23 protein-coding genes and 1 other RNA gene are annotated in these 24,061 nt (G+C 48.0%); 18 read left to right on the forward strand and 6 right to left on the reverse strand.

The window, feature by feature from the left end; all coding sequences use genetic code 11:
- Positions 1-18 precede the first annotated feature (18 nt).
- The 7 genes from tsaB to ABEA14_RS19025 all read left to right on the forward strand — a co-directional run bounded on the left by tsaB (position 19) and on the right by ABEA14_RS19025 (position 7,165).
- Positions 19-720, forward strand: a complete 702-nt coding sequence (gene tsaB / locus ABEA14_RS18995) for a tRNA (adenosine(37)-N6)-threonylcarbamoyltransferase complex dimerization subunit type 1 TsaB (RefSeq protein ID WP_345342375.1) — start codon at positions 19-21, stop codon at positions 718-720.
- A gap of 78 nt (positions 721-798) precedes the next feature.
- Complete coding sequence (locus ABEA14_RS19000; RefSeq protein WP_345342377.1) at positions 799-1,134, forward strand: hypothetical protein; 336 nt, start codon at positions 799-801, stop codon at positions 1,132-1,134.
- A gap of 124 nt (positions 1,135-1,258) precedes the next feature.
- Positions 1,259-2,110 carry a class I SAM-dependent methyltransferase gene (locus tag ABEA14_RS19005; protein WP_345342379.1) on the forward strand — a complete coding sequence of 284 codons (852 nt, stop codon included), beginning with the start codon at positions 1,259-1,261 and terminating at the stop codon, positions 2,108-2,110.
- 7 nt (positions 2,111-2,117) lie between these two features.
- Positions 2,118-2,996 (forward strand): alpha/beta fold hydrolase, encoded by an 879-nt coding sequence (locus ABEA14_RS19010; protein WP_345342381.1) that lies wholly within the window; start codon positions 2,118-2,120, stop codon positions 2,994-2,996.
- Positions 2,997-3,123: 127 nt separating this feature from the next.
- Positions 3,124-4,806, forward strand: a complete 1,683-nt coding sequence (fadD, locus tag ABEA14_RS19015; protein WP_345342383.1) for a long-chain-fatty-acid--CoA ligase FadD — start codon at positions 3,124-3,126, stop codon at positions 4,804-4,806.
- Between the two features lie 114 nt (positions 4,807-4,920).
- Positions 4,921-6,066, forward strand: coding sequence for a ribonuclease D (gene rnd, locus ABEA14_RS19020; protein ID WP_345342385.1), 1,146 nt, complete (start codon positions 4,921-4,923; stop codon positions 6,064-6,066).
- Positions 6,067-6,253: 187 nt separating this feature from the next.
- Entirely contained in the window at positions 6,254-7,165 is a 912-nt protein-coding gene (locus ABEA14_RS19025) for a diguanylate cyclase domain-containing protein (protein ID WP_345342387.1), read from the forward strand.
- A 111-nt stretch (positions 7,166-7,276) separates the two neighbouring features.
- On the opposite strand, the gene ABEA14_RS19030 is transcribed toward ABEA14_RS19025, so the two are convergent.
- Entirely contained in the window at positions 7,277-7,600 is a 324-nt protein-coding gene (locus tag ABEA14_RS19030; RefSeq protein WP_345342389.1) for a hypothetical protein, read from the reverse strand.
- Between the two features lie 163 nt (positions 7,601-7,763).
- On the opposite strand from ABEA14_RS19030, the gene ABEA14_RS19035 reads away from it, so the two are divergent.
- Positions 7,764-9,617 (forward strand): AsmA family protein, encoded by a 1,854-nt coding sequence (locus ABEA14_RS19035; protein ID WP_345342391.1) that lies wholly within the window; start codon positions 7,764-7,766, stop codon positions 9,615-9,617.
- Positions 9,618-9,697: 80 nt separating this feature from the next.
- An RNA gene (gene ffs, locus ABEA14_RS19040) (signal recognition particle sRNA small type) lies at positions 9,698-9,794 on the forward strand.
- 22 nt (positions 9,795-9,816) lie between these two features.
- Here the strand turns inward: ffs and ABEA14_RS19045 are convergent.
- The 4 genes from ABEA14_RS19045 to ABEA14_RS19060 form a co-directional block, all read right to left on the reverse strand.
- Positions 9,817-10,089, reverse strand: a complete 273-nt coding sequence (locus tag ABEA14_RS19045) for a late competence development ComFB family protein (RefSeq protein WP_345342393.1) — start codon at positions 10,087-10,089, stop codon at positions 9,817-9,819.
- 117 nt (positions 10,090-10,206) lie between these two features.
- Positions 10,207-10,884 (reverse strand): DUF2057 family protein, encoded by a 678-nt coding sequence (locus tag ABEA14_RS19050; RefSeq protein ID WP_345342395.1) that lies wholly within the window; start codon positions 10,882-10,884, stop codon positions 10,207-10,209.
- A gap of 8 nt (positions 10,885-10,892) precedes the next feature.
- Positions 10,893-11,438, reverse strand: coding sequence for a primosomal replication protein PriC (gene priC, locus ABEA14_RS19055; protein WP_345342398.1), 546 nt, complete (start codon positions 11,436-11,438; stop codon positions 10,893-10,895).
- Positions 11,438-12,211, reverse strand: coding sequence for a TSUP family transporter (locus tag ABEA14_RS19060; protein ID WP_345342400.1), 774 nt, complete (start codon positions 12,209-12,211; stop codon positions 11,438-11,440). The genes priC and ABEA14_RS19060 overlap by 1 nt, the downstream gene beginning before the upstream one ends.
- A 456-nt stretch (positions 12,212-12,667) precedes the next feature.
- Here ABEA14_RS19060 and ABEA14_RS19065 point away from each other — a divergent pair, with 456 nt between their 5' ends.
- From ABEA14_RS19065 to ABEA14_RS19105, 9 genes are all read left to right on the forward strand, one after another.
- Positions 12,668-15,565, forward strand: coding sequence for a TonB-dependent receptor domain-containing protein (locus ABEA14_RS19065; protein ID WP_345342401.1), 2,898 nt, complete (start codon positions 12,668-12,670; stop codon positions 15,563-15,565).
- A 177-nt stretch (positions 15,566-15,742) separates the two neighbouring features.
- Positions 15,743-16,390 carry a TIGR02466 family protein gene (locus tag ABEA14_RS19070; protein ID WP_345342403.1) on the forward strand — a complete coding sequence of 216 codons (648 nt, stop codon included), beginning with the start codon at positions 15,743-15,745 and terminating at the stop codon, positions 16,388-16,390.
- A 211-nt stretch (positions 16,391-16,601) separates the two neighbouring features.
- Positions 16,602-17,381 (forward strand): DUF3450 domain-containing protein, encoded by a 780-nt coding sequence (locus tag ABEA14_RS19075; protein ID WP_345342405.1) that lies wholly within the window; start codon positions 16,602-16,604, stop codon positions 17,379-17,381.
- Positions 17,378-18,730 (forward strand): MotA/TolQ/ExbB proton channel family protein, encoded by a 1,353-nt coding sequence (locus ABEA14_RS19080; protein ID WP_345342407.1) that lies wholly within the window; start codon positions 17,378-17,380, stop codon positions 18,728-18,730. Before ABEA14_RS19075 ends, ABEA14_RS19080 begins: the two co-directional genes overlap by 4 nt.
- A gap of 2 nt (positions 18,731-18,732) precedes the next feature.
- Complete coding sequence (locus tag ABEA14_RS19085) at positions 18,733-19,257, forward strand: MotA/TolQ/ExbB proton channel family protein (protein ID WP_345342491.1); 525 nt, start codon at positions 18,733-18,735, stop codon at positions 19,255-19,257.
- A 14-nt stretch (positions 19,258-19,271) separates the two neighbouring features.
- Complete coding sequence (locus ABEA14_RS19090; protein WP_345342409.1) at positions 19,272-19,673, forward strand: ExbD/TolR family protein; 402 nt, start codon at positions 19,272-19,274, stop codon at positions 19,671-19,673.
- A gap of 2 nt (positions 19,674-19,675) precedes the next feature.
- Positions 19,676-20,293 (forward strand): energy transducer TonB, encoded by a 618-nt coding sequence (locus ABEA14_RS19095; RefSeq protein ID WP_345342411.1) that lies wholly within the window; start codon positions 19,676-19,678, stop codon positions 20,291-20,293.
- Positions 20,293-21,576, forward strand: a complete 1,284-nt coding sequence (locus tag ABEA14_RS19100; protein WP_345342413.1) for a tetratricopeptide repeat protein — start codon at positions 20,293-20,295, stop codon at positions 21,574-21,576. Before ABEA14_RS19095 ends, ABEA14_RS19100 begins: the two co-directional genes overlap by 1 nt.
- A gap of 201 nt (positions 21,577-21,777) precedes the next feature.
- Positions 21,778-23,535 (forward strand): DUF885 domain-containing protein, encoded by a 1,758-nt coding sequence (locus tag ABEA14_RS19105; protein WP_377776269.1) that lies wholly within the window; start codon positions 21,778-21,780, stop codon positions 23,533-23,535.
- Between the two features lie 58 nt (positions 23,536-23,593).
- Here ABEA14_RS19105 and ABEA14_RS19110 read toward each other — a convergent pair whose 3' ends face one another.
- Positions 23,594-23,986: a TraR/DksA family transcriptional regulator gene (locus ABEA14_RS19110; protein ID WP_345342416.1), complete on the reverse strand. Its 393-nt coding sequence runs from the start codon at positions 23,984-23,986 to the stop codon at positions 23,594-23,596.
- Positions 23,987-24,061: the final 75 nt, after the last annotated feature.

Here is a 24,061-nt window from a genome sequence, read left to right on the forward strand (position 1 = left end):
GATAAAAGTGACTAACAGATGAGTAAAAACCGAATTTTGGCCCTGGATGCCTGTACCGAAGCCTGTTCTGCGGCACTGTATGATGGTGCAGAGTTAATCAGCCGTTATGCGATCTCTCCTCGAGAACATAGCCAACGGTTGCTGCCCATGGTGGATGAACTGCTGGCAGAAGCGGAATTGAAAATTGGTGATGTGGATGCGATTGCCTTTGGACGTGGACCGGGTAGTTTTACCGGCGTGAGGATCTGCGTGGGTTTTGCCCAAGGCCTGGCGCTGGGCGCTGACCGGCCCATGATAGGCATCTCCACCTTGGAGGCAATGGCATTGGAAGCCTCTGAACTTCACCAGCATCGTCAGTTGATTGCCGCGATTGATGCGCGTATGGCAGAAATATATGTGGCTGCTTATGAGGTGTCTGATGGCAAGTGTCAGCCTAGTTGGCCAGAGCAAGTGATCAAACCCGACGTACTGGTTGAGCAAGCAGAGCCGCTGGCTGGGAAGTGGATTGGCGTTGGAAGTGGCTGGGGTACCTATGGCGATCAACTCAAAGGGTTAGCTTCAGAGCTAGAGATCACGGATAGAGTTCAATTTCCTTCGGCGGCCAGCATGGCCAAGCTTGCACTACCAAAACTTTTGGCGGGCGAAGTGCAGGATTGCGCCGATGTGGAGCCCATCTATCTGCGCAACGAAGTCACCTGGAAAAAACTGCCAGGACGCTAGCAGACCCAAGCCTGCAGTCTTGCCTTAATGTTAAAAAGCTGGTGTAGTGGTTAGGTTAAAGTTAACCACTACACGGCCGTGCAAGTACAAACTGTTAACCCTTTCTTCTCTTTCCCTGGTCCAGCGGATACTGGCTTTTTACCTGCTTCGAATGTGGCGGGTACAGGCTCTGCTACCTCGGGAAAACAGCCTTCACCGGTTGATGCTGCCTCTGTCGTCACGCCCGTAAGTTCGGGTTCAGCGTCCGTTTCTGATCAACAACAATTGGCACTTCAACTGCTGCAAAGCCAGTCTACCAGCTACGATCAGCCTAGTAATCGTAATCTCAGAGCCGTTGATGCATACCGCCAAGTAGACGAGGCCCCCAAGCGTGAAGAACTTAGTAACATCTTAGGTGTTGATCTTTACGCCTAAACCATCTGTTATTTGTACCGCTACAACGCTGATTAAACATCGCAGGTGATCTGCTTTATGTTTCCAGTTGTAGGGTCAACAGACCAACTTAAACAAAAACAATAAAAGCTTCAGGGAGAAAAAAATGAAACTCAGATTTAATCGGTCAGCGCTGATGTTTTTAGCTGCGTCATTAACGTTAGGTAGTGCCGTGGCATTTGCTGAGAAGGCGGACCCTAAAGTCGCAACCTTAAAAGTTCTGGCCGAAGATAGTCGTCGTGCCGAAGCCAATCTCACACGTAACCAATATCGCCACCCTGCCGAAACCCTCGCGTTTTTTGGTATTCAACCAGACATGACTGTGGTGGAGCTTTGGCCGGGACGTGGCTGGTATACCGAAATTCTGGCGCCTTATTTGAAACAGGAAGGGCAGTTTGTTGCAGCGGGTTTTCAGGTAGAAGGTATTGATGAATCCAACCGCCGCTTGGCTTATCGCGCGAGGATCGGCAAAGAATATAGAGAAGCCATTGAGACCAATAAAGCATGGTGGGGCCCGGTGACAGAGACCATTTTGGCGCCGCCTACGCATCTGGATATTGCTCCCGAGGGCAGTGCGGATATGGTGTTAACTTTCCGCAACTTGCACAACTGGGAAATGAACGGCGAGATGGAGATGGTGTTTGCTGCCGTCCATAAAGCGCTTAAACCTGGCGGCGTATTTGGCGTTGTTGAGCATCGTTCCGCCGTTACCGATGATGACAAAGCCCGTGCTAAGTCAGGTTACGTCAGTCAGGAAAGAACGATCGAAGCGGCTAAAAAAGCCGGGTTTGAGCTAGTAGCTTCTTCGGAAATTAATGCCAACGCCAAAGATACCAAAGACCATCCAAAAGGCGTATGGACGCTTCCCCCTACGCTGGCGCTGGGTGAGCAGGACCGAGAGAAATATTTAGAGATAGGCGAGAGCGATCGCATGACTCTGAAGTTTGTCAAAAAGTAGTCGCAAAATGATGCATGAGCATTTGCTAGATGTTGAGGGCCGCAGTATCGCGGCCCTTTCCACACATAAAGCGTTACCATCACAACCCATTCTCTGTTTTCATGGATGGCTGGACAATGCCGCCAGCTTTATTCCGCTGATGCAGGCCGCGCCAGAGCTACCCTGGCTGGCAATCGATTGGCCTGGCCATGGTCACTCCTATCATAAGCAGGAGCAGTATCACTTTGTCGATTATGTCGATGAGGTTTATGCCCTCTATCAATTGTTTGGCAACCAACCATTGAACTTGGTGGGACACAGTTTAGGCGGACTGGCTGCAGCCATGTTTGCAGGGAGCTTTCCTGACAAAGTTAAACACCTGGTGTCCATAGAAGCGGTTGGTCCCATGGCCTGGGCCCCAGAAACAGCACCAGAGATCCTGCGTAAGGCGATTTTAAGCCGGCGTCGCCAACCACGGGCTGTTTCAAGCTATCAAACAGAGCAAGAAGCAATTGAGGCGCGTGTTGCGGCACAGCCATGTCTGCCTGAGGCGGCTGCTAAGTTGCTAGTAACACGTAATCTGGAGCAAAAAGATTCTGGTTGGCATTGGCGCTCAGATCCTAAGCTTCGCACCTTGTCGCCACTCAGGGTGACACCTGCACAGGCTGAAGCCTGGGTGAGGGCAGTGTCGGCGCCGACATTGGTCGTAGAAGGTGTTTCTGGCTATGAGATGGTCAAGCAGGCAATCAGTGAGCGAAGATCCTGGTTTCAAACGCTGACACTGGAGCGGATTGGTGGGGGCCACCACCCCCATATGGAATCTGCGGATCGGCTGGCAACACTTGTCAGAGCGTTCTTAAACCCTGATCCAGACACCAATAATTGTGGGCTGGAGCAAATACTTTAAACAAGCGTTTTATATTCTTCTCATTTGTGTGCATACTTGCCTGTTAAGGTGAAATGCCCAAACCCTACATTCACCCATATAATCATAACGAGTGGCGTCTTAAACGCCTGAAAATGAGGAGAAGCCCGTGGAGAAGGTCTGGCTAAAACGATACCCCAAAGGGGTTTCAGAATTTATTGATCCTGACCACTATTCATCTCTGCTGGATATTTTTGAAGGCGCTTTTAGTCGTTACGCCGACCAACCCGCCTTTATCAATATGGGGCAGACGATGACTTATCGTCGTCTAGAAGAACAATCCCGCGCCTTTGCTGCGTATTTGCAACAGGATTTAGGCCTTGAGAAGGGCGATCGTGTTGCTGTCATGATGCCAAACCTGCTGCAATACCCAATCGCCCTTTGCGGTATTCTGCGAGCCGGCATGGTGGTGGTAAACGTCAACCCCTTGTATACGCCACGAGAATTGAAGCACCAGCTTACCGATTCCGGCACCAAAGCCATCGTCATCTTGTCGAACTTTGCCCATACGCTGGAAAAAGTGGTTGATGAGACTCCGGTTAAACACGTTATTTTGACCAAGTTAGGTGACCAGCTAAGTGGCCCTAAACGTCCATTGGTTAACTTTGTTGTTCGCTACGTTAAGCGTTTAGTGCCCAAGTACAATCTGCCGGGTGCTTTGTCATTGCGTCGTGCATTGTCTCGCGGCAAACATATGCAGTACATCAAGCCGGAACTGACCGGTGGAGATTTGGCTTTCCTGCAGTATACCGGCGGCACCACTGGCGTCGCGAAAGGGGCCATGCTGACACACCGCAACATGGTAGCAAACCTCGAACAGGTGCGAGAGGTTATTGGGCCGCTGCTTGAGCAGGGCAAAGAGTTCGTGGTGACTGCGCTGCCGCTTTATCACATCTTCGCTCTGACCGCGAACATGCTTACCTTTATGCAGTTAGGTGCCAAGAACTTACTTATCACCAACCCAAGGGATATGCCTAACTTTGTCAAAGAGTTGGCCAAGTACCCGTTTACCGTGATAACCGGCGTAAACACCCTGTTTAATGGGCTGCTAAATACCCCAGGCTTTTCTGAACTCAATTTCAAACAGATGCGTCTGTCGTTGGGCGGCGGTATGGCCGTGCAACGAGCGGTTGCAGAGCGTTGGCAGGAAACCACGGGTAAGCCATTGCTGGAAGGTTATGGTTTAACTGAGTGTGCGCCGTTGGTGACGGTATCCCCATACGACTGCACTGGTTTCAGCGGTACCATTGGTGTTCCAGCGCCATCGACGGAAGTACGTATTGTAAATGAAGAGGGCATGGAGCAGCCTATCGGTGAAGCAGGTGAACTTCAGGTGAAAGGGCCGCAGGTAATGAAGGGCTACTGGCAGCGCCCAGATGCTACGGCAGAAGTGCTGAAAGACGGCTGGTTTGGTACTGGGGATATTGCCACCTGTGATGAAGAGGGCTTCTTCCGCATCGTTGACCGCAAAAAAGATATGATTCTTGTGAGTGGCTTTAACGTGTTCCCTAATGAGATTGAAGACGTGGTAGCCCTGCACAATGATGTCATTGAGTGTGCGGCGATTGGTGTGCCCCATGATGTCAGCGGCGAGATCGTTAAGTTGTTTGTCGTTCGTCGAGACGAGAAGCTGGGCCAGGAAGAGGTGATTCGCCACTGCCGTAAGAACCTTACCGCCTACAAAGTGCCAAAAATTGTTGAGTTCCGTGAGGAACTACCAAAGACCAATGTTGGCAAAATTCTGCGTCGCGAACTTCGCGATGAGGAGTTAAAGCAAGCTCAAACAGCTTGATCTACGGATAAGATTCTAGCTGATAGGCAAAGATAAACACGCCGTAGTGCTTTATTGAAAGGTGTTGCCCCGTTAAGATCGGGGCAACGCCTTTTTTAATCAAAGTAGTTTCCCGTGACAGATATCCTTTCATCGGCCGAATATGTCGATTCCCAGACTCGCCTTCTTGCTTTGTGTCAGCAGTGGCGTCAGGCCAAGGTACTGGCGATCGATACTGAATTTGTCAGGGAGAGAACGCTTTATCCTCGCTTAGGTTTGATTCAGATTTGCGATGATATTGGTACCTACCTGATAGACCCATTACCAATCGAAGACTTTCGGGATCTCGCCGCCATCCTGGCAGATCAATCCATCGTTAAAGTGCTGCATGCCTGTGGTGAGGATTTGGAAGTGTTTAGGCACCATTTGAATGTGGTACCCGCGCCTGTATTCGATACGCAGATCGCAGCCACCTTTGCAGGATTAGCGGTGAACCCTGGTTATGGCAAGCTGGTGGAGTTGCTGCTTGGCGAGGTACTGGCGAAAGAGCATGCACGTACCAACTGGCTGCAGCGGCCACTGTCTGATGCTCAGCTGGAGTACGCGGCGCTGGATGTCGATTTTCTCTTTAAGATTTACCCGCAGTTGCTTGAGAAATTGACCGCGCAGAATTGGTTGGAGGCTTGTCAGCAAGAGTGCCAGCGTTTTGTGAATGAGCGGCTTAAACAAACACCTAAGTCATTGCAATACAGGGATATTAAGAACGGCTGGTTGTTAAAGCCCGCTGAGTTGGCTGTGTTGCAGGAGCTGGCTGTTTGGCGAAATCAAGAGGCCAGAGAGAGAGATTTACCGCTGGGTTTTGTTTGTAAGGATGAACAGCTGATCGCTTTTGCGCAGAAACAACCGCAGTCGATGCATGATCTACGACAGTTGGGCGGCCTGCCTCCTTCGGTTATTCGAAAGTACGGCAGTAAGATACTTGAGGCCATCGAACATGGTCAGTCCTGGCCTGAAGAGGCCTATCCAGCAAAACTCACTCGTTTGATCGACTATAGCGATTACAAACCCGCGCTCAAGAAGCTAAGAGCGGCTGCTGAGTCCGCTGCGGAAACTACGGGGCTTCCGGTGGAACTGGTAGCGTCAAAGCGTCTGCTAAATGACTTTCTCAGTTACCAATGGAAATGGGATGAAGAAGAGAAACAGGCCCGAGGGGAGCCAGCCATAACGCAGGCATGGCGCAAGCCTTTTTTTGCTGAGGTTTGCGACGAGCTTTCAGCTTGATCGCACAACTTGGCTACTTGCTTCCCTCATCCAAGTAGCCAGGTTATAGATCTCTGATCTATGTCTTCGAATTAAGCCGATTTTTTTCGTATCTTCAGAGTCTTACCTTTTTGATTTTGTTCGCATGTGCACACATTGCAGAGAGATAAGTAGTACTTTGCCTGATTAGGTTTGTATAGCTTTGGATATGAAAGAACGGATTGATAATGGGGCAAAGGTCGAGATTGAGCAGCTCAAGTATGCGCTCGATAACGTGCCCGCATATGTCTACATCAAGAATGCACACTCCCAATACCTTTATGCCAACCGTCTGACGCTCGACCTTTTCGGGTGTACAGAGACCACTCTATTCGAATTCACTGATAACGATTTTTTTCCACCCGAAACGGTAACTCGTTTAAGAGAAGTCGATCTTAGAGTTTTAGCTGGGGAGCATACTCAGGAGGAGATAACCGTAGATAATCCTGATGGTAGTCAGACGTTTTATTGGGAGGTAAAGACGCCAGTCAGAAGCACTTCCGAGCCGGAAAAGATCATTGGGATATTGGGGATCTCGACGGACATAACAGACAGGAAATTGCTGGAAGAGAAGTTGCAACATGCGGCTTCAACAGATGAACTGACGGGATTGGCAAACAGACGGATGTTGTATGACCGGTTGACTCACGCCTTACTGATCAGCAAACGTCATCAAATATATGGTGCGGTGATCTTTGTCGATATCGATCGCTTTAAATCTCTCAATGATGCCTATGGTCACTTGGTTGGCGACAAGTACCTGATTGAGGTGGCTCAACGCATCAAATCTGTTGTCCGAGACTACGATACGGTTGCAAGATTGGGTGGTGACGAGTTTGTGGTACTGCTGGAGAGTTTAGAAACTGATGAGAACCTGGCTCGTAAAGATGCTGATGAAATAGCGAGTAAAATTCAATCATCCATTCAGCAACCTTTCCAGATGAATGACCTTATCTATCAAGGCTCAGTGAGCACAGGGATATCATTGTTTTTGGGGGTTAAGCGTACTGCCGAAGAGCTTCTCGCAGATGCTGACGACTCGATGTACAAACTTAAGCGAAGTCGATTAGCTGAGTGCTAATTCTTGGTTTATCCGGGAACTTTGCTCGAACCGAAGTCATACGTTCGACGGTTAAAGCAAAAACCGCAGTGTGAGACTGCGGCCTTTTATCAACAAGAAAGCGCTAAAAATCTATTTCTTGCCCGGGGTGGGTAACCCTGTCATACGTTCAACAGAGTCCAAAACCTCACCGTGCTGACGGATATAAGATTCGACTAATGCCTGCCATGCTGAACAGTAACCTTCCTGATCTATGATGATCTGAAGTTCTTCTGAGCTTAAGCCCACTTGAGATACACCTTCCAGCTCTCCTTGTTCTGGCGCATTGTTCAGAACAATAAAGCCTTCGAGTTGCTGGTAACACTCCTGCTCCATTGGAGATACGCCATCTGGCATTTCAGCCATTACAGGCGCAGCCAATAGTGCCATCAATAGTAAACTTACTCTTCTTAACATTGTCACATCCTGAGACTTCGCACTTGCTACTCGAAAATTTGAGTCGGCAATGATTATTTCATTTTCAAAAGGTTAACATGATTTTATTTTGCTGCATTAGCGGCATATTCTAACGCAAATTCTGCCTACACTTAACGAAAGGAACTGTGATCAGGTGAACGTGATGGGAAAATTACTGAAAGGCTTAGCCATCGTTGTCGGCGTATTGATCGCCATTATTGTTGTGGTATTGATGATTTTTGACCCCAACAAATACAAACCAGAAATCACTACGCAAGTGGAACAACATACTGGTAGGACACTGCGTATTGAGGGAGATATCGGCTTACAGTTATTCCCATCCATCGGTTTTGCCGTCGACGGCGTTTCGCTGAGTAATGCTGCGGGCTTTCCGGAGCAACCCATGTTGCAGGTGGAATCAGTTTCTGTGGCGGTAGATCTCATGCCTCTGCTAAGCGGGCAGATTGTTATTGATGAAGTCGCGTTGTCTGGTGCGACTCTTCGTATCCAGACCAAGGACGGGGTAACTAACCTAGATGACCTAGCTTCAGAGTCAGAGCCTGAAGTGGATAAGCCTGAAGAGCCGCAGGCTCCGGCCGCTGAAAAGTCACTACTTCCTAACGGTTTTTACCTTGGAGGTGTATCGCTCAGCGATTTATCACTGGTTTCCGAAGACTTAACAGCCAACACACGCCAACAAGTTGTCGTAGAGCAGTGTTTCCTGGGGCCGGTTGCTGCAGGTATGAAGGGAAGACTTGATTGTCAGATCGATTTGAGTACGCCAGAGTTAACTGCGGCTCTGGGACTAACCGGTGAGTTGACCATCCCAGAGCAACAGAACCAGATCTCGATTAGCAGTTTAGAGTTGAATTTGGAGGCCGAGGGCGAAGCCTTACCTAAGGGCAAAGCGAAGCTGGAGATTTCTACCAATTTGAACTACCTGCTTGAAGACAAGCTCGCTTCACTCAAGCCGTTAACGATTGATCTTGATGGTCAGCGCCTGGATGGCAGTTTATCCGTGGCCCATCATTCGGTGCCAGTTGTTCGATTTGAGCTGGCCTCTGATCTCATTGATGTTGACGCATTGCTACCACCACAACAGGAAGGTCAGGCTGAACATGCTGACGAGGAAGGTGCTCCTGCTGGGCCAGCTGAGGAGCCCAATCTACAAGGGCTTAAAGGGTTAGATGTTTCCGGCACGCTGGCAGTGAAACTGCTCAAAGCGAGTGGGCTGGAAGTTCAGGACCTATCGTTGGCAGTCAAAATTTCAGAGGGCCAAGCCAGCGTTGCGCCGCTTCTGGCTAAATTTTATGGCGGCGACATTGCTTTGTCTGCCCATGTGAATGGTAATCCGTATCCTGCAAGTTACGAGTTGAGTTCTCAGGTTCGCGATGTAGAGGCGTTGCCTCTGGTGAAAGCATTGGCAGAGAAAGAACTTATTTCAGGTAAAGCCAGCGTGAGCATGCGGGTGAAAGGGGTCGGTTTGACACCTGATGCAGTCAAAGCGAAAGCGCAGGGCAGGGGGAATTTTGAATTCAAAGACGGTGCGGTTAATGGCATCAACGTGCCTCACTTGATCCGTTCGACTTATGCCACATTGACTGGTAGCGAAGCTGAACAAAATGCGCCTCAAAAAACTGATTTCACTTCTCTTACCGGTTCTTTCAACATTAAAGATGGCTCAGTTACCAACCCAGATCTTCTTATGATGTCGCCGCTGCTTAGGCTCAACGGTAAAGGCAATGTCAATTTACTGAAAGAGGATATGGATTATCGTCTGTTGGTGGCGCTTGTTGCCAGCCTGGAAGGGCAGGGAGGTAAAGGCACCGATGACCTGACCGATGTTGAGATCCCGCTGCATATATCCGGTGCTATGACCGCGCCTGACATTTCATTGGATTTGGAATCGGCGATGAGCCAAAAACTTAAGGGTGATTTAGAAGGGAAACTGGACGAAAAGCTTAAGGAAAACGAGAAGCTCAAATCGTTGAAAGATAAACTGGGCGACTTTTTGTAAATCACGACTTTGATACTTGCATATCGCGGCGGCTTTACGCTATAGTCGCCGCGCCTTTCGGGGCTGTGTTATGGTGGCCTTATTGGTCCCCCCGCAACGATAGTTTGTGAATCTGGTCAGGCCCGGAAGGGAGCAGCCACAGCAGATGACTCGTGTGCCGGGGTGTGGCTGGTAAGGTCGCCACCCCCAACACTTTTCTTTAGTTTTTCTCGTTTTCTCTTTCTCGTAAAAAGCCCAACGACTTTTCGACAGCATCTTTTGCCTGCATCTCCATTTGCAGACGCTCATTGGCTGGCAGATAGAAAGCCATATCAACTTCGTGGCGGATATACCTGGGTGGTAGCTGATTCAGCGCAAGGCACATTAAATCTGACTGGAAATCCACGTCATTGGATTCGTCAATATTTAACTTGGCAATACGGTCGGCGACGAGGTGTTCAAAATAGTTTTTGATATCTAAATCCAGCTTCATATTAACAGCTCTGCTATTGCGAGAAAGATAACTGGAAGATAGCTAACTATTTGATGAACTGGCAATGTCAGCCATCACACTCTTAACGAGTAATGATGGCTGATAATAGAAGTGCTGTTACTGACTCAATATCTCTTTGATAAATGCCTGACGTGTTTCAACGTCAGCTTCTTGCCACCAATATCTGAGCATTTCCAATGCTTTTGGCGACGCTTCCTGCGGCAACTTTCCTGCTGGTGTTGTTACGACTGCACCGGCTTTGGTTGCTGGTACCGCAGTGGCTGGATCCGGCGTTGCAACGGCAGAACCTGATGGTGCTTCATACACTTCTTCACTATCAGGCAGGGCCAGTAGGTTAGCCAACCAGTTTTGCTGCTGTTTGACCTGAGTTACCTGACGGGAAACAACAGGCTGACCATCTTGTTTGTTTATCAACGCTACTTTTGGGTTCTTGGCAAACTTCTCAGCTTCTTCTTCATCTTCGGGTTCATCCAGAGTTATCGAGAACTCACCGTTCTGGATAGCAGCGAATCGGATATAAAGAGGAACGGATTTTATAACGGCGTGTGCCCCCTCATCGTCCTCGAATAGATCTTTGTATCTGAGCTCTAATACGTGCTCGCCGGGGGCTAAAGTAAGTGATTCTGGCTGGTTTAGCAGGCGGAATCCAAGATCTTTACCATCAACGCTGATAACTTCGATTACCTCAGGAATATCAACTTCCGTGTTGGCAACAGCAAACTGACAAATAAGAGCAGTGCTAATCCCGATGATACATTGAAATAGTCTTTTCATTTTATCCTCTATTGTGAGCTTCGTTGGCGCTGAGCCGCTGTCAGTTGCTCTTCCAGTTGCGTTAGCGCGTTGCGACACTTCTGCAATCGCTCTTTTTCTTTATGTAACCAACCTCGCCACTGATCTCTGAATTGATCACTGCGCGCTTCTTCTACAGCCTTTTGGCACTGCCTTACGCGTGCGAGCAAGCGCCGTTCATAATCGCGATGCTTATTAATTGATTCAGTGAGCTTAGCAAGAGCATTTTGATCGCCGTCGCCTTGGAAGTTAGGCTTCGCAATTTGAACTGCGCGAGCAAGAGCCAGCAGCTGGTCTTCAAGTCGTTCAGCATAATATTGCAGAAATGTTTCACTTTTGTGGCACTGAATTGCTTGTTCCAACTGACCCAGTGAAGTTAAACAGGTATCGAATGCTTGTTTAAGTGACAGAGAGTAGGGGCCAAATAACTCTTGGTGGAAGATGTTTCCTGACAGTGATTCACTCTTTATTTTCTTTCCGAGAGCGTTGATTAGGGATCTGGTTTTCTCCAGGTTTGCAGATTGAATTGAATTCATTACCAAGCTCGCCATGCTAGATTTCCAGCCATTACAATGACCATGGTGATGAAAACGGGCCGGATAAATTTAGCACCAAATCGAATAGCAGAATGGGCGCCAATGAACGAGCCCAGCATAATAAATCCGCCCATCGCCAGGCCCATCAACCAATTGACGTGGCCTAACCAGATAAATGCCGCCAGAGAGCATGCATTACTGACAAAGTTCATGGCTTTGGCTACACCGGAACTCCAAAGGATATCTATTTTGTACAGTACCATATTTGATACTGTCCAGAAGGCTCCCGTTCCCGGACCCGCAAAACCATCATAAAACCCCAGGGTTATTCCCTGAGACACCTGTTTACGTGAGAGGCTGGCGGAAGCCTTGGGTAATTTCCCTTCGTTGTTATCTATCTTAGGTTGGAAGAGAGTGTAAATGGCTATCAGGATGATGATGACAGGAAGCATCTTTTCCAGAACGTCGCTGCTAAACATGTCAACCATAAAGGTACCGATTATTGCACCCAATGCAGTGGTCAGCAGCGACTTCCACCAAAACAGTGGCGAAAATAGCTTCTTTCTATAGTAGGTAAGGCTGGCGGCAAAGGAGCCAAAGGTCGCAGCCAGCTTGTTTGTACCCAGAACTATGTGCGGAGGTAGTCCCGCTGACATCAGGGCTGGGACGGTTAACAGACCACCACCACCAGCAATTGCGTCTACAAATCCTGCGACCAGCGCGGCACCGCATAGCCAAAGCCAGATGTGTAGCTCAGGGGCGAGTTCCAACATGAATAAAAATTAATAGGGGAAAGGGAAATAGCGTACCACATTACACGAAAAAACCAGGCGAGAAGTCGACGATTTGAACCCTCTTTCTACTTTAGAAATATTTCCCCCGATTGGTGCAGGGCTTTAAGGCAATCTTTTGTTACACCTTGAAACACCGCAGGTTAACGCTGCGCCAATTTAGCGCAAATGCGCACCAGAACTGCCTCCAATTAAGTAGCGGCTAATTTTTAACCTGTTGATTATCAAGAAGTAGCGTACTCGTATGGAATGTAAAGTCGGGTAAACATTTATTAATCAAATGTAAAAATGGTGTTGACCAATTAGGGAGTCATGTGCTTATATCCACGATGCGACAGAACAGGTTTGCACGTTGAAACTTGTTCAACTCCGGACTGGCTCAGTCAGCCGGAAAATAAAAAAAACACTTGAAAATAAGTGGTCCAGGGAGAAATACAGATGTATACATCCAGCAAGCTGGCTACGGCTGTTCGCCTAGCCATGGTTGGTGGTGCTTTTGCGAGCGCCGCAACCGCAGTTCCTGCATTCGCAGCGGACGAAGAAGTAGAACGTATTGAGGTAACAGGTTCACGTATTAAGCGTACTGACCTGGAAACTGCCAGTCCTGTAAGCATCATCTCCGCTCAGGATTTGATGGACAAGGGTATCACCCGAATTGACGATGCTCTTCGTCAAATGACATCAACCGCTGGTGCAGCGTTGGGTACCAACGTTAACAACGGTTCTGTTGGTAAAGCAGAAGCTAACATGCGTGGTCTTGGCTCCGAGCGTACTCTGGTGTTGGTAAATGGTCGCCGTTTCCCAATGTCAGGTACTGGTGCAAACGCGTCTGTTGACCTTAACAATATTCCAGTAACCTTCATCAAACGTATCGAAGTATTAAAAGATGGTGCTTCTGCAGTTTACGGTTCTGATGCAATCGCCGGTGTAATCAACGTTATCCTTAAAGACGATTTCGAAGGTTTCCAGTTTGATGCTCAGTACGGTGAAACGTTTGAAGATGATGGTGAAGAAGGCACATTGAGTGCGACCCTTGGCCAAAGTTTTGACCGTGGTCACTTCGTTGTAAACGCGACTTATTACAACAAAGAAGAGGTTCGTCAGGCTGACAGAAGTTACTCTGAATGTCCTTATTTCGAGTTCCTTGACCTTGATGGTGACGGTAAACTTGACAAATTCTGCGGTGGTTCATCTGGTGTGATTGGTGGCCGTGGTAACATCATCGGATACGATTCAGACGGTGACGGTACTCCTGATAACCCACAAATGACTTGGCTGCCAGGTGGCCAGAACTTGGATCCTGTACCTGCAGGTGGCCAGAGCTACAAGCCATACAGCTTCTTTGAAGATAGCTATAACTACTCATCAGCGTCTTACCTTGAAACTCCTCAGAGCCGCGTTCAGCTGAACTTCCTGGGTAACTATGAAATTTCAGACGAGTTAAGTGTTTTTGCTGAAGGTATGTACACTAACCGTCGCTCTAATCAGCAGATGGCGCCTACTCGTCCAGATGGTCTCGGTACTTCAACCGCTGGTTCTTTCTACAACCCTACTACGCATGATGGATGGTTCTCTCAGAACGGTTTCTTCAATGACGTAAACGGTGACGGCGTTTGGGATGAGAACGATGAGTATGACGTGAACATGAATACACGTCGTATGGTTGACATCGGTCCTCGTCAATTCGAGCAGGAAGTTGACACCTATCGGTTGGTTACAGGTTTCAACGGTGCATTTGACGCGCTTGATACTACATTCGACTGGGAAGTTTTCTACCAGTACGCTCGTAACAATGGTACTGCGAAAGTTAAAGGCCAGGTTAACAAAGAGCGTTTCGCCCAAACTATGGACGAATCAGTCTGTATCGAAGGTGGTAACGGTATTGACGAAATCCCATGTGCAAACTGGTTCGGTGTTGGTCACATGACCGACGATCAGTTGGCTGCAGCTGCTAACTACGTTTCATACACTGAAGTAGATACTGGTCACAACAGTCAGGAACTGTACGGCGCTAATATCGCTGGTGAAATCTTTGAACTGCCAGCAGGTATGCTTGGTTTCGCTTTCGGTGTAGAGCATCGTCGTGAAACTGGTTCAGATAACCCAGACGTCCTGTCTCAGTACGGTATCGGTGGCGGTAATGCTGCACTACCTACTGAAGGTGAATACTCTGTAGACGAAGCATATATCGAACTGGCAATTCCAGTTCTGGAAGATTTGCCAGGCGTTAAGCGTTTAGACGTTACTACGGCTATGCGTTACTTCGACTACTCTACTTTCGGTTCAGACAGTACTTGGAACATTGGTGCAACTTGGGAAATCAATGATAACTTCATGGTTCGCTCTAAGTTCACAAAAGATGCGTTCCGCGCTCCAAGTATCCCTGAATTGTTCGGTGGTAATGGCGATTCATACGAAGGCTACACTGATCCATGTAGCAACTGGGAAGATCTTGATCCTGCCAGCAACACATACCAAAACTGTATGAATGATGTTGCGTCTGGTTTTGAGCAACAAGATGGACAGGTTCGTGCAATTGCTGGTGGTAATGAAGAACTGAACCCAGAAGTGGCTGATATCTTCACTGCTGGCTTCGTTGCTGATTTCGATGGCATGGTAGATGGTCTGTCTCTGACCGTTGATTACTACAGCATTGAAATTGACGATGCTATTACAAGTATCGACCCAACAACCAAGCTCAATCAGTGCTACGCATCTGATGACGGTGGCCTGGGCGGTACAGGTAACTACTGTGGAGACTTCACTCGTCTCGCTGATGGTGAAGTAGATGGTATCCTGTTCTTGAATGAGAACGCTGCCAAGCTTGAAACTGCAGGTGTGGACTTCAACGTACGTTATAACTTCCAAGCAACAGGTCTGGATTGGACTGTGAGCTGGGATACTACTTGGGTTGATAAGTTTGAAGAAACTACTCCAGATGGAACCAAGTATGACTATGTTGGTGTTGTGACCTTCGGTGCAGGTTCTACTCCAGAGTGGAAATCTAACCTAGGCTTGAACGTAGCGGGCGATCAGTGGGATGCGTTCTACCAGATCCGTTACATTGACTCCATGACAGACGAAGCGAAAGCTCTGTTTGGTGAAGATCCTAATGACTACGCTGATCCAGGCAACCTGGAAGTTGATGAAGTTTGGTACCACGATGTATCGTTTGGTTACAACTTCAGCGACAACATCCGCGTACAAACAGGTATCAACAACCTTTGGGATGAAGAGCCTCCGTACTACGTAAGCTACAACGACTCTAACACAGATATCTACACCTACGACTTGGTGGGTCGCCGCTGGTATCTGAGCACGCAGATCAACTTCTAAAAGTTGTTGAAGCAATGCTAAATAAGGGTGGACATTTGTCCGCCCTTTTTTTTTTGACTAAGACATACTGAGATTGTTATGAATCCTGAGTGATAGAGGCAGAATTGCCATTAGTTTGTTGCGCTAAGGGTGTTGGTATGTTGAAGGTTTGACGAAGAGTTATGCAAAGAGGTTTCAATGTCATCAGTTCATATAGGAATGCACTTTGCGGTACCTATTATTCAAGCAAGGTTTGAAGCACCAAGGGGGCTAAATACTGAACTACTGGACCTTTGCCTTAGTTGGGAAAAATCCGGTACATACAAAGCGGAGGAGCCGGTCCCGACGAATCAAATCAATATTTATGAGTCTGAGTGGAATTTTCTTGAGGTCGATAACCATGCTGTTAAAGAGCTGAGACAGTTTATATTGAGAACCCTATTGCCTGCTGTTGCACACCTGAATGGTTACACTCAGTCTGAGGCGGCGCGGCTTAAACCTAGGTTCCACAGCTGGTTTCACGTAACGTCTAAGGGAGGCTATATATCGCACCACAATCACCCAAACGCGAGCTGGTCAGGGATCTATTTCGTTTCTCCAGGTGAAAAACCATCCGACTTTTCTGACAGTGGTCGGGTTAAGTTTCTTACGCCAAATCCTGGCGTAAAGATGCACAGGGACAGGGGGAATGGGTCGTTAAAGGGGCCGTTCAGTCAAAATACGTTTGTGATAGAGCCTGAAGTATCTAAGCTGGTACTCTTCCCAAGCCATCTCATGCATGAAGTAAGTCCTTTTATGGGACAGGACAAGCGAGTAACCATTGCTTTTAATTGTTGGTTTGATTAGGGCTCTTAACAATTCGCTTCAGCTACTGTCTAAAAATGTTGCCAGCAAGTAATAATCGATTGGCAGGATTTATTGACATTAAGGGTCAGATCTAAGAGGATTTGCCAGTTGTTGTGCGGGGAACCGCATAAATAATCTATAACAAAGACAATAGCCAAAAACCCATGACTAAGATCATGGAAATTTTAACGCCAATAGTTGGTTGGGAACTATGTCCAGAGTAAGCAAAAAAAGCTTGATCGCATCAGCGCTGGCAGGGGCCTTTGCTCTTTCCGCGATGAGCGTTTCCGCTGAGCCTCTTTCTGATGTCCAGGCAGAATCAGGCCGCATTCACAAAGAAGCAGCAAAATCACAACAGAAAATCGATAGCTTGTACGAGCAGAGCCAAGATCTGCTTGCCGAGTATCGTGAAGTTGTCGATCAGACTGAAAACCTTAAAGTCTACAATGATCACCTTCAGCGTTTGGTTAACGACCAAAACGCTGTGCTGGCTTCACTGCAAAAGCAGATTGATGGCATCGAAGACACTAAGCAAGGTGTTGTACCTTTAATGTATCGTATGATCGATACGTTAGAGCAATTCATCCAATTGGATGTGCCAATTCTTATCAAAGACCGTAAAGAGCGTGTTGAGCGTCTGCGTGAACTGATGGGGCGTTCTGATGTAACAACATCAGAGAAATACCGTCAGGTACTTGAGGCTTATCAGATCGAAAACGATTACGGTAACAAGATTGCTTCATATCAAGGTGAGCTGGAACTAGACGGTAACAACGTTACTGTTGACCTGTTCCATCTCGGCCGCGTTGTATTTGTAGCTCAGTCTCTCGATCAGAAAAGTGCTTGGGTTTGGGACAACGATGCCCGTGCGTGGCAAGAGCTCGGTGATGAGTATCTGAACCCGATTACCCAAGCTATTCGTATGGCTCGTAAGCAGGCCGCGGTAGATCTGATTAAGCTTCCTGTTAAAGCTGCGGAGATTGCACAATGAGAAAAGTACTAGCTAGCATTTCTGTCGCTGCTGCTATGATGATGGCCGTTGCGCCAGTATCAGCGAACGTTGGCAACTTGGACCAATTGTTACAGCAGGTCAAAAAAGATCGCATTAGTGAGCGTAAGCTTAACAAAGAGCGTGAGCAGGAGTTCCTATCGGAGCGTGCTGACAAATTAGCTCTTTTGAAGAAAGCAAAGAAAGCGCAGGCAGCTGAAGAAGCTCGTCAGGTGCGCTTGCAAAAGCAATTTAACGCTAATGAGCTTGCTCTGGTAGAGAAAGAAACAGAGCTGGAGAATGCGAAAGGTACACTGGGTGAAATGTTTGGTGTTGTTCGCCAGGCTGCCGGTGACACCGTTGGTCGCATCTCTACTTCAATCGTAAGTGCTCAATACAAAGGCCGTGGTGAATTGCTTTCTAAGCTTGCTGAAGCAAAAGAACTACCTACTTTGACTGAGCTTGAAGAGCTTTGGTTTGCACTTCAGACTGAAATGACTGAATCCGGTAAAGTTGTTAAGTTCAATTCTGAAGTTGTTGAGTTAGAAGGTGGTAGCACAGAACAAGCTGTGACACGTGTTGGTACTTTCAACCTATTGGCTGAAGACAAGTACCTGTTGTTCGGTGCTGACACTGGCACAGTACAGCCTCTGGGCCGTCAGCCTGATGGTTATGTTGTTGGTCTTGTACCGGCCTTTAACTCTCATACCGAGGGCTTTGAGCCTCTTTATATCGACCCATCACAAGGTCTGATTCTGGGGCTGCAAACTGCCAAAGCTACGCTGACAGAGCGCTATCACCAGGGCGGTGTCGTTGGTTACATCATTACCGGTGTATTGGCATTGGGCTTCCTGATTGCTATCGAGCGCTTCATCACGCTTGGTTTCATCGGTGCCAAGATCCGTCGTCAGCTGAAGGACACTTCTACACCTAGCGAAGGCAACCCGCTGGGTCGTATTCTTAAGGTTTACCAAGAGAACAAGGCTTCAGATACTGAAAACCTTGAACTCAAACTTGATGAAGCCGTATTGCGCGAGACTCCTCGAATCGAACGCGGCGTTGCTATCATCAAAATCCTCGCAGCCATCGCCCCACTATTGGGTCTGTTGGGTACCGTAACAGGTATGATTAAGACGTTTGAGTCAATCACCCTGTTTGGTACTGGTGACCCGAAAGTAATGGCTGGTTCAATCTCTATGGCTCTCGTAACTACAGCTCAAGGTCTTATCGCGGCATTGCCTCTGATCCTTGTTCATAGCTTGGTTGCTGCGCGCAGTAAGAGCATTGTTCAAGTGCTGGATGAGCAAAGTGCAGGCATCGTTGCTGCACACGCGGAGCAGGAGAAGGCCTAATGATGATTTACCTGATGGAGCTTTGGGAATCTGTCAGGAACTTCATCGCTACTGGCGGTGACGTCCTCTGGATCGTTGCGGCCGCGCTCTTCCTAATGTGGGTACTGATGATCGAAAGATACTGGTTCCTTTACGTCGAGTTTCCTCGCGTTCGTAAACAAATTGTTTCGGACTGGGATTCTCGCGCGGATACCACATCTTGGTACGCACACAGGATCCGTGAGGCCTGGATTTCCGAAGCGGCTGAAAAGCTGAACGCTCGCATGCTGTTAATCAAAACCCTGGTGGCCGTATGTCCACTGATCGGGTTGTTGGGTACTGTTACCGGTATGATCGCTGTATTTGAAATTATGGCGGTACAAGGGACAGGTAACCCACGTTTGATGGCATCAGGTATCTCTATGGCAACCGTACCGACTATGGCGGGCATGGTTGCTGCATTATCAGGCGTATTTTTTAGTTCACGCCTGGAGGCCAAAGTAAAAGTGGCCAAAGAGAGCTTGATTGACAGCTTGCCGCATCATTAAAGAGAGATTTTGAGATGGCACGTAAACATAGAAGCCAAGAAGAAGAAGCTGGTATTGATATGACGCCGATGCTCGACATCGTGTTCATCATGCTTATCTTCTTCATTGTTACTACCTCTTTTGTGAAAGAAGCGGGTATTGAAGTTCTTCGTCCTAAGGCGAGTACTGCAAGCAAACAGAAAAATGCCAACATCTTTATTGCCGTCCGTGAAAACGGCGAAATTTGGATGGATAAGCGTATGGTTGACGTGGAGCGCGTAGGCGCGAACATCGAACGTATGCTGGCTGAACAGCCTACTGACACTGTAGTGATCCAAGCCGACGTTGAAGCTAAACACGGCGTTGTTGTGAAGGTCATGGATCAGATTAAGCAGGCGGGTATCGACAAGATATCGGTTGCCGCGGAGAACAACTAACTATGGTACGGTTACTGATTTCCCTGTTATTGGGCGTAGCCGTCACCTTCGGTCTGTTCGTATTTATGGCCGCCCTGATTGGTGGGGGGCCAAAGCGGCACGAAGCGGGTGCGCCAACACCCGTGATCGATATTGTGATGGACAAGCCTAAGTCGGCTGTGCAGGAGCGTCGTCGCGTTCCACCTCCGCCGCCGCCTCCGCCAAAGCAGCCGCCTAAGGCGCCTCCGGTGGAACCAGATCCGGTTGATAATTCAGCCCCTGGTATTTCATTGGACGTACCTGCTGTCGACATTTCGTCAGACTCTGGTGGTATGGGTAGCCCTGGGGTACTCAAGAAGGAAGGTGACGCTACTCCTAAAGTGCGTATTCCACCTGACTATCCAGCGAAGGCTGCTCGAGATGGCATCGAAGGTTGGGTTAAGCTTCGATTCACTATCGGCACTGATGGCCGCCCGAAAGATATTAAGGTGATAGATGCTGAGCCGAGGCGCGTGTTTGATAAAAACGCTAAGCGTGCTTTGCGTAAGTGGGTATATGATCCTAAATTCGAAGACGGAAAGGCAGTTGAGCAACCTGGTATAGTTGTGCAGCTTGACTTCTCTCTTGATGGAGGCAACTGATGCATATTAAGAAAAATTTTGTTCTTGGTATTGCCTTAGCTACTGCCGTTGCCATTGGGTATGTTCCCAGCTTTGACGCAGCTGCTGCTGACAATAAAAAAGACCCTGTGGCTGAGAAGCATAAAAAGCGGAAAACTCAGCTACTGTCTCCAACTGTCGGCAAAAAAGTTACTAGAGCATTCGAAGCTTTTTCCGAGAATAACGATATCCCGGCAGCGATTGAAATCCTGCTCGATGTCAAAAAGAAAGCAAGCAAGTCGTATGACAAGGCCTATATTGACCGTTTCTTAGGTAATATGTACGCCTTACAGGAAGGTCAGGCGGGTAAAGCCGTTGAGCTGTTGAAGGCGGCAGTAGCACCTGACATTTTGAATACGGCAGAACAGGCTCAAACGCTAAGGCTTTTGGCTGACTTGCAAATGCAGACTGAGAAGTATGCAGATGCTATCGCTTCTTATGACGCGTGGATGGAGTTCACCGGTAAAGAAGAAACTGCCGTGTACCTGCGTAAGGCACAGGCTTACTATCAGATCGGTCGCTTTTCTGACATGATTGCACCAATCGATAGAGCCATTGCAGTTTCTGAAAAGCCTGAGAAAAATGCATACGTGTTGAAGCTTTCTTCTTATTATGAGCAGAAAGATTTCAAGAGCAGCGTGAGAGTGCTTGAGCAACTGGTCAATATCTTTCCTGAAGATAAGCGCTGGTGGGCTCAGTTAGGTATGTTCTACATGATGGTTGATGAGTACGAAAAAGCACTCTCAACCATGGAGTTAGCGTACAAGCAAAACTATTTGGAAAAGCCTAACGAGATTAAAGCCCTTGCACAATTGTATGCAACCAACGGCATGCCATACAAATCTGCGCAGATCCAAGAGAAATATTTGAGCTCTGGTTTGCTTGAGAAAGATGAGCAAAGCTTGTCCGTTCTTGCAAACACTTGGCATTCAGCGAAAGAGATCAAAAAAGCAGCTGAATATTATCAAGCGGTGGCAGAGTTGACTGGTGATCCGAGTTACTGGCGTAAGCTGGCTAACTTGCACCTGCAAAGCCAAGCATATGGTGATGCGGCTGTTGCCTATGAGAAGGCGCTTGAACTGGGAGCTAAGAACCCCGGTCGAATCTACATGAGCTTGGTGGAAGCCTATTTGTATAAAGGCGACTATCGTAAAGCTTATGCAAGCGTACTCAAGGCCAAGGAGTATCCCAAGACTAAGAAGTCAGCAACAAGCTGGACGGCTTATATTCGGGAAAAAGCTGGTCGAAACGGCGTTAAGCTCTAACAAAAAACGGCTTCTTCGGAAGCCGTTTTTTTATTGTAAATGTTAAGTAAGCAACACATGCGCTATCAGTGTGATGGCTTTCAATTAGTTTTGAAGATTCGAACCATCCACTACTGACAATTGGTACTATCCATTTCCACTCTCAGCCTCCTTAAGTTAGGTTAGGAATTATTAATGAAACGCCTTGTCGCTATGCTACCGATGGTAGCTTTGATGGCCTGTCAGCCTGTTGAAGAGGAGCAGGTAAGCCCCTCCGGTACTCCAGATGAGCAGGTTGTCGCGCTCGTCGATAGTTACATGCAAAAGCGACTGTCGCTTGACCCGCTGTATGCCCCCTATTTAGGGAACTTCGAGTACAACCATGTGCTGGGTAATGATCTGACTGAGGAATACCTCAAAGGGCGGCACGAGCTCAATAGTGGTTATCAGGACAAGGCTGAGTCAATAGACCGCGATTCTCTGTCTGCCGCTCGCCAACTGACGCTTGATATCTTTTTATATGACAGGCAGATAGATCTGGTTGATGAAACCTTTCCCCAGCGTTTTATGCCTTTAAATCAGTTCTATTCCAGATACAGCACTTTTTTGCAACTCGGCAGTGGGGAGTCCGCTCAGCCATTCAGAGATGAGACTGATTATCGTGCCTTTATGTCCAGAATGGATGGCTTTGCCGCCTGGGTAGATAGTGCTATTTCAAGAATGCGAGAAGGTGCAGAAAGTAAGGTTGTGTTACCTAAAGTGCTCGCTGAGCGTGTCATTGAACAGTTAGATGCGCAACTGGTCGAAGGGCCAACACAAAGCCCACTCTACGGTCCTCTGAAAAACGCACCTGCCGGCCTAAGCGATGCTGTGAAATTGGAATATGAGATCAAAATCGCTCAGGTGGCGTTGCCTGCATTTAAACGACTACGAGACTTTATGGTCAATGAATACATCGCACAAGCCAGAGGGTCTGACGGCATGTGGGATCTGCCGAACGGTAGGTTGTGGTACCAGCACCTGTCTAACGTGCATACCACCACTGCACTGCCAGTAAACGAGATTCATTTTATTGGATTGCGCGAGGTCGAACGCATCAGAAGTGAGATGAATGAGGTAAGAGAGCGAGTGGGTTTTGAAGGAACGCTGGAAGCCTTCTTTGAACATCTATCGTCAGAGCCTAGATTTTTCTTTGAATCATCAGCGGGTTTGGTTGATGGCTATGAAGGACTGAAAGGGACTATCAACGCTGTTTTACCTGACTATTTTGATGCCATGCCCGCGACGGACTATTACGTCAAAGCTGTAGAACCCTACAGGGAGAAGTCTGCTGCCGGTGCGAGCTATGAGCCTGGCGCTCCCGATGGCAGTCGTCCTGGTATTTTCTATATCAATACCTATAACCTCAAAGCACAACCCAAGTGGGGCATGACAACACTGTCGTTGCACGAGGCCGCACCTGGACACCATTTCCAAATAACCATTCAGCAAGAGTTAGAGTCATTACCTGATTACCAGCGATTCAGCAGTGCAACCGCGTTTGTTGAAGGCTGGGCTTTGTATGCGGAGTACCTTGGCGTTGAAATGGGATTATTTGAAGACCCTTATCAATACTTTGGCAAGCTAAGCGATGAGATGCTAAGAGCGATGCGCTTAGTTGTGGATACGGGGATACATGCCAAAGGTTGGAGTAGGGAGCAGGCTATCCAATATATGCTGGACAACTCAGCAATGGCCGAGACAGATGTTGTTGCTGAGGTAGAGCGCTATATGGCGATCCCGGGGCAGGCTCTGTCATACAAAGTAGGCCAGTTGAAGATCATAGAACTCCGTCAGCGTGCCGAAAAAGCCCTCGGAGATAAGTTTGATATCAAGCAGTTCCATAATCAGGTATTACTTGATGGTAGTTTGCCTCTGTCGGTACTGGAAGCAAAAATCGACCTCTGGATTACCAGCCGAGCGCAAGCTTCGTCGCTCTAGCGCACCCGCGTCATGCAATTCATCCCTGAATATAAAAAAAGCCCCGAAAGGGGCTTTTTTACAACCAGACGCGTTTGCTACTGGCAGATAATTGTTTGTACCTGGCTTCACAAACGCCGCAACGCTGCTGTGAAGGATCCTGGAGCAAACGCTCGAGCGAGATCGGGCTTTCGCAATCAGAGCAAATGCCGTAAAGGCCTAGCTCAATCTGCTCTTGAGCAGCAGCGATGCGCTCAAGTTGACGACGTGTTTGGAACGACTCGTTGTCACTGTACTGGTTTAATATTTCAATCCAACCTTCAACTGAGTTGGGCAGATCGGTATCGCCATTGGCTACCATGGCGTGAGAAGAGCTATAGATCTCTCTCGCTTCTCTACAAAGTGAGGCAGCCTGTTGCGACAGCATTTCTTCAAACTTGCTTTGCTGTTGTTTGGTCAGTGGGCTACACATGAAAGCTACCGTTATTACCTTGTTATAAATACAAAATGTGATGTATGTATCATAGGTAAGCGATAGAGTTGTCCG

It is taken from the genome of Corallincola platygyrae (assembly GCF_039544265.1).
GTDB classification, from domain to species: Bacteria; Pseudomonadota; Gammaproteobacteria; order Enterobacterales; family Neiellaceae; genus Corallincola; species Corallincola platygyrae.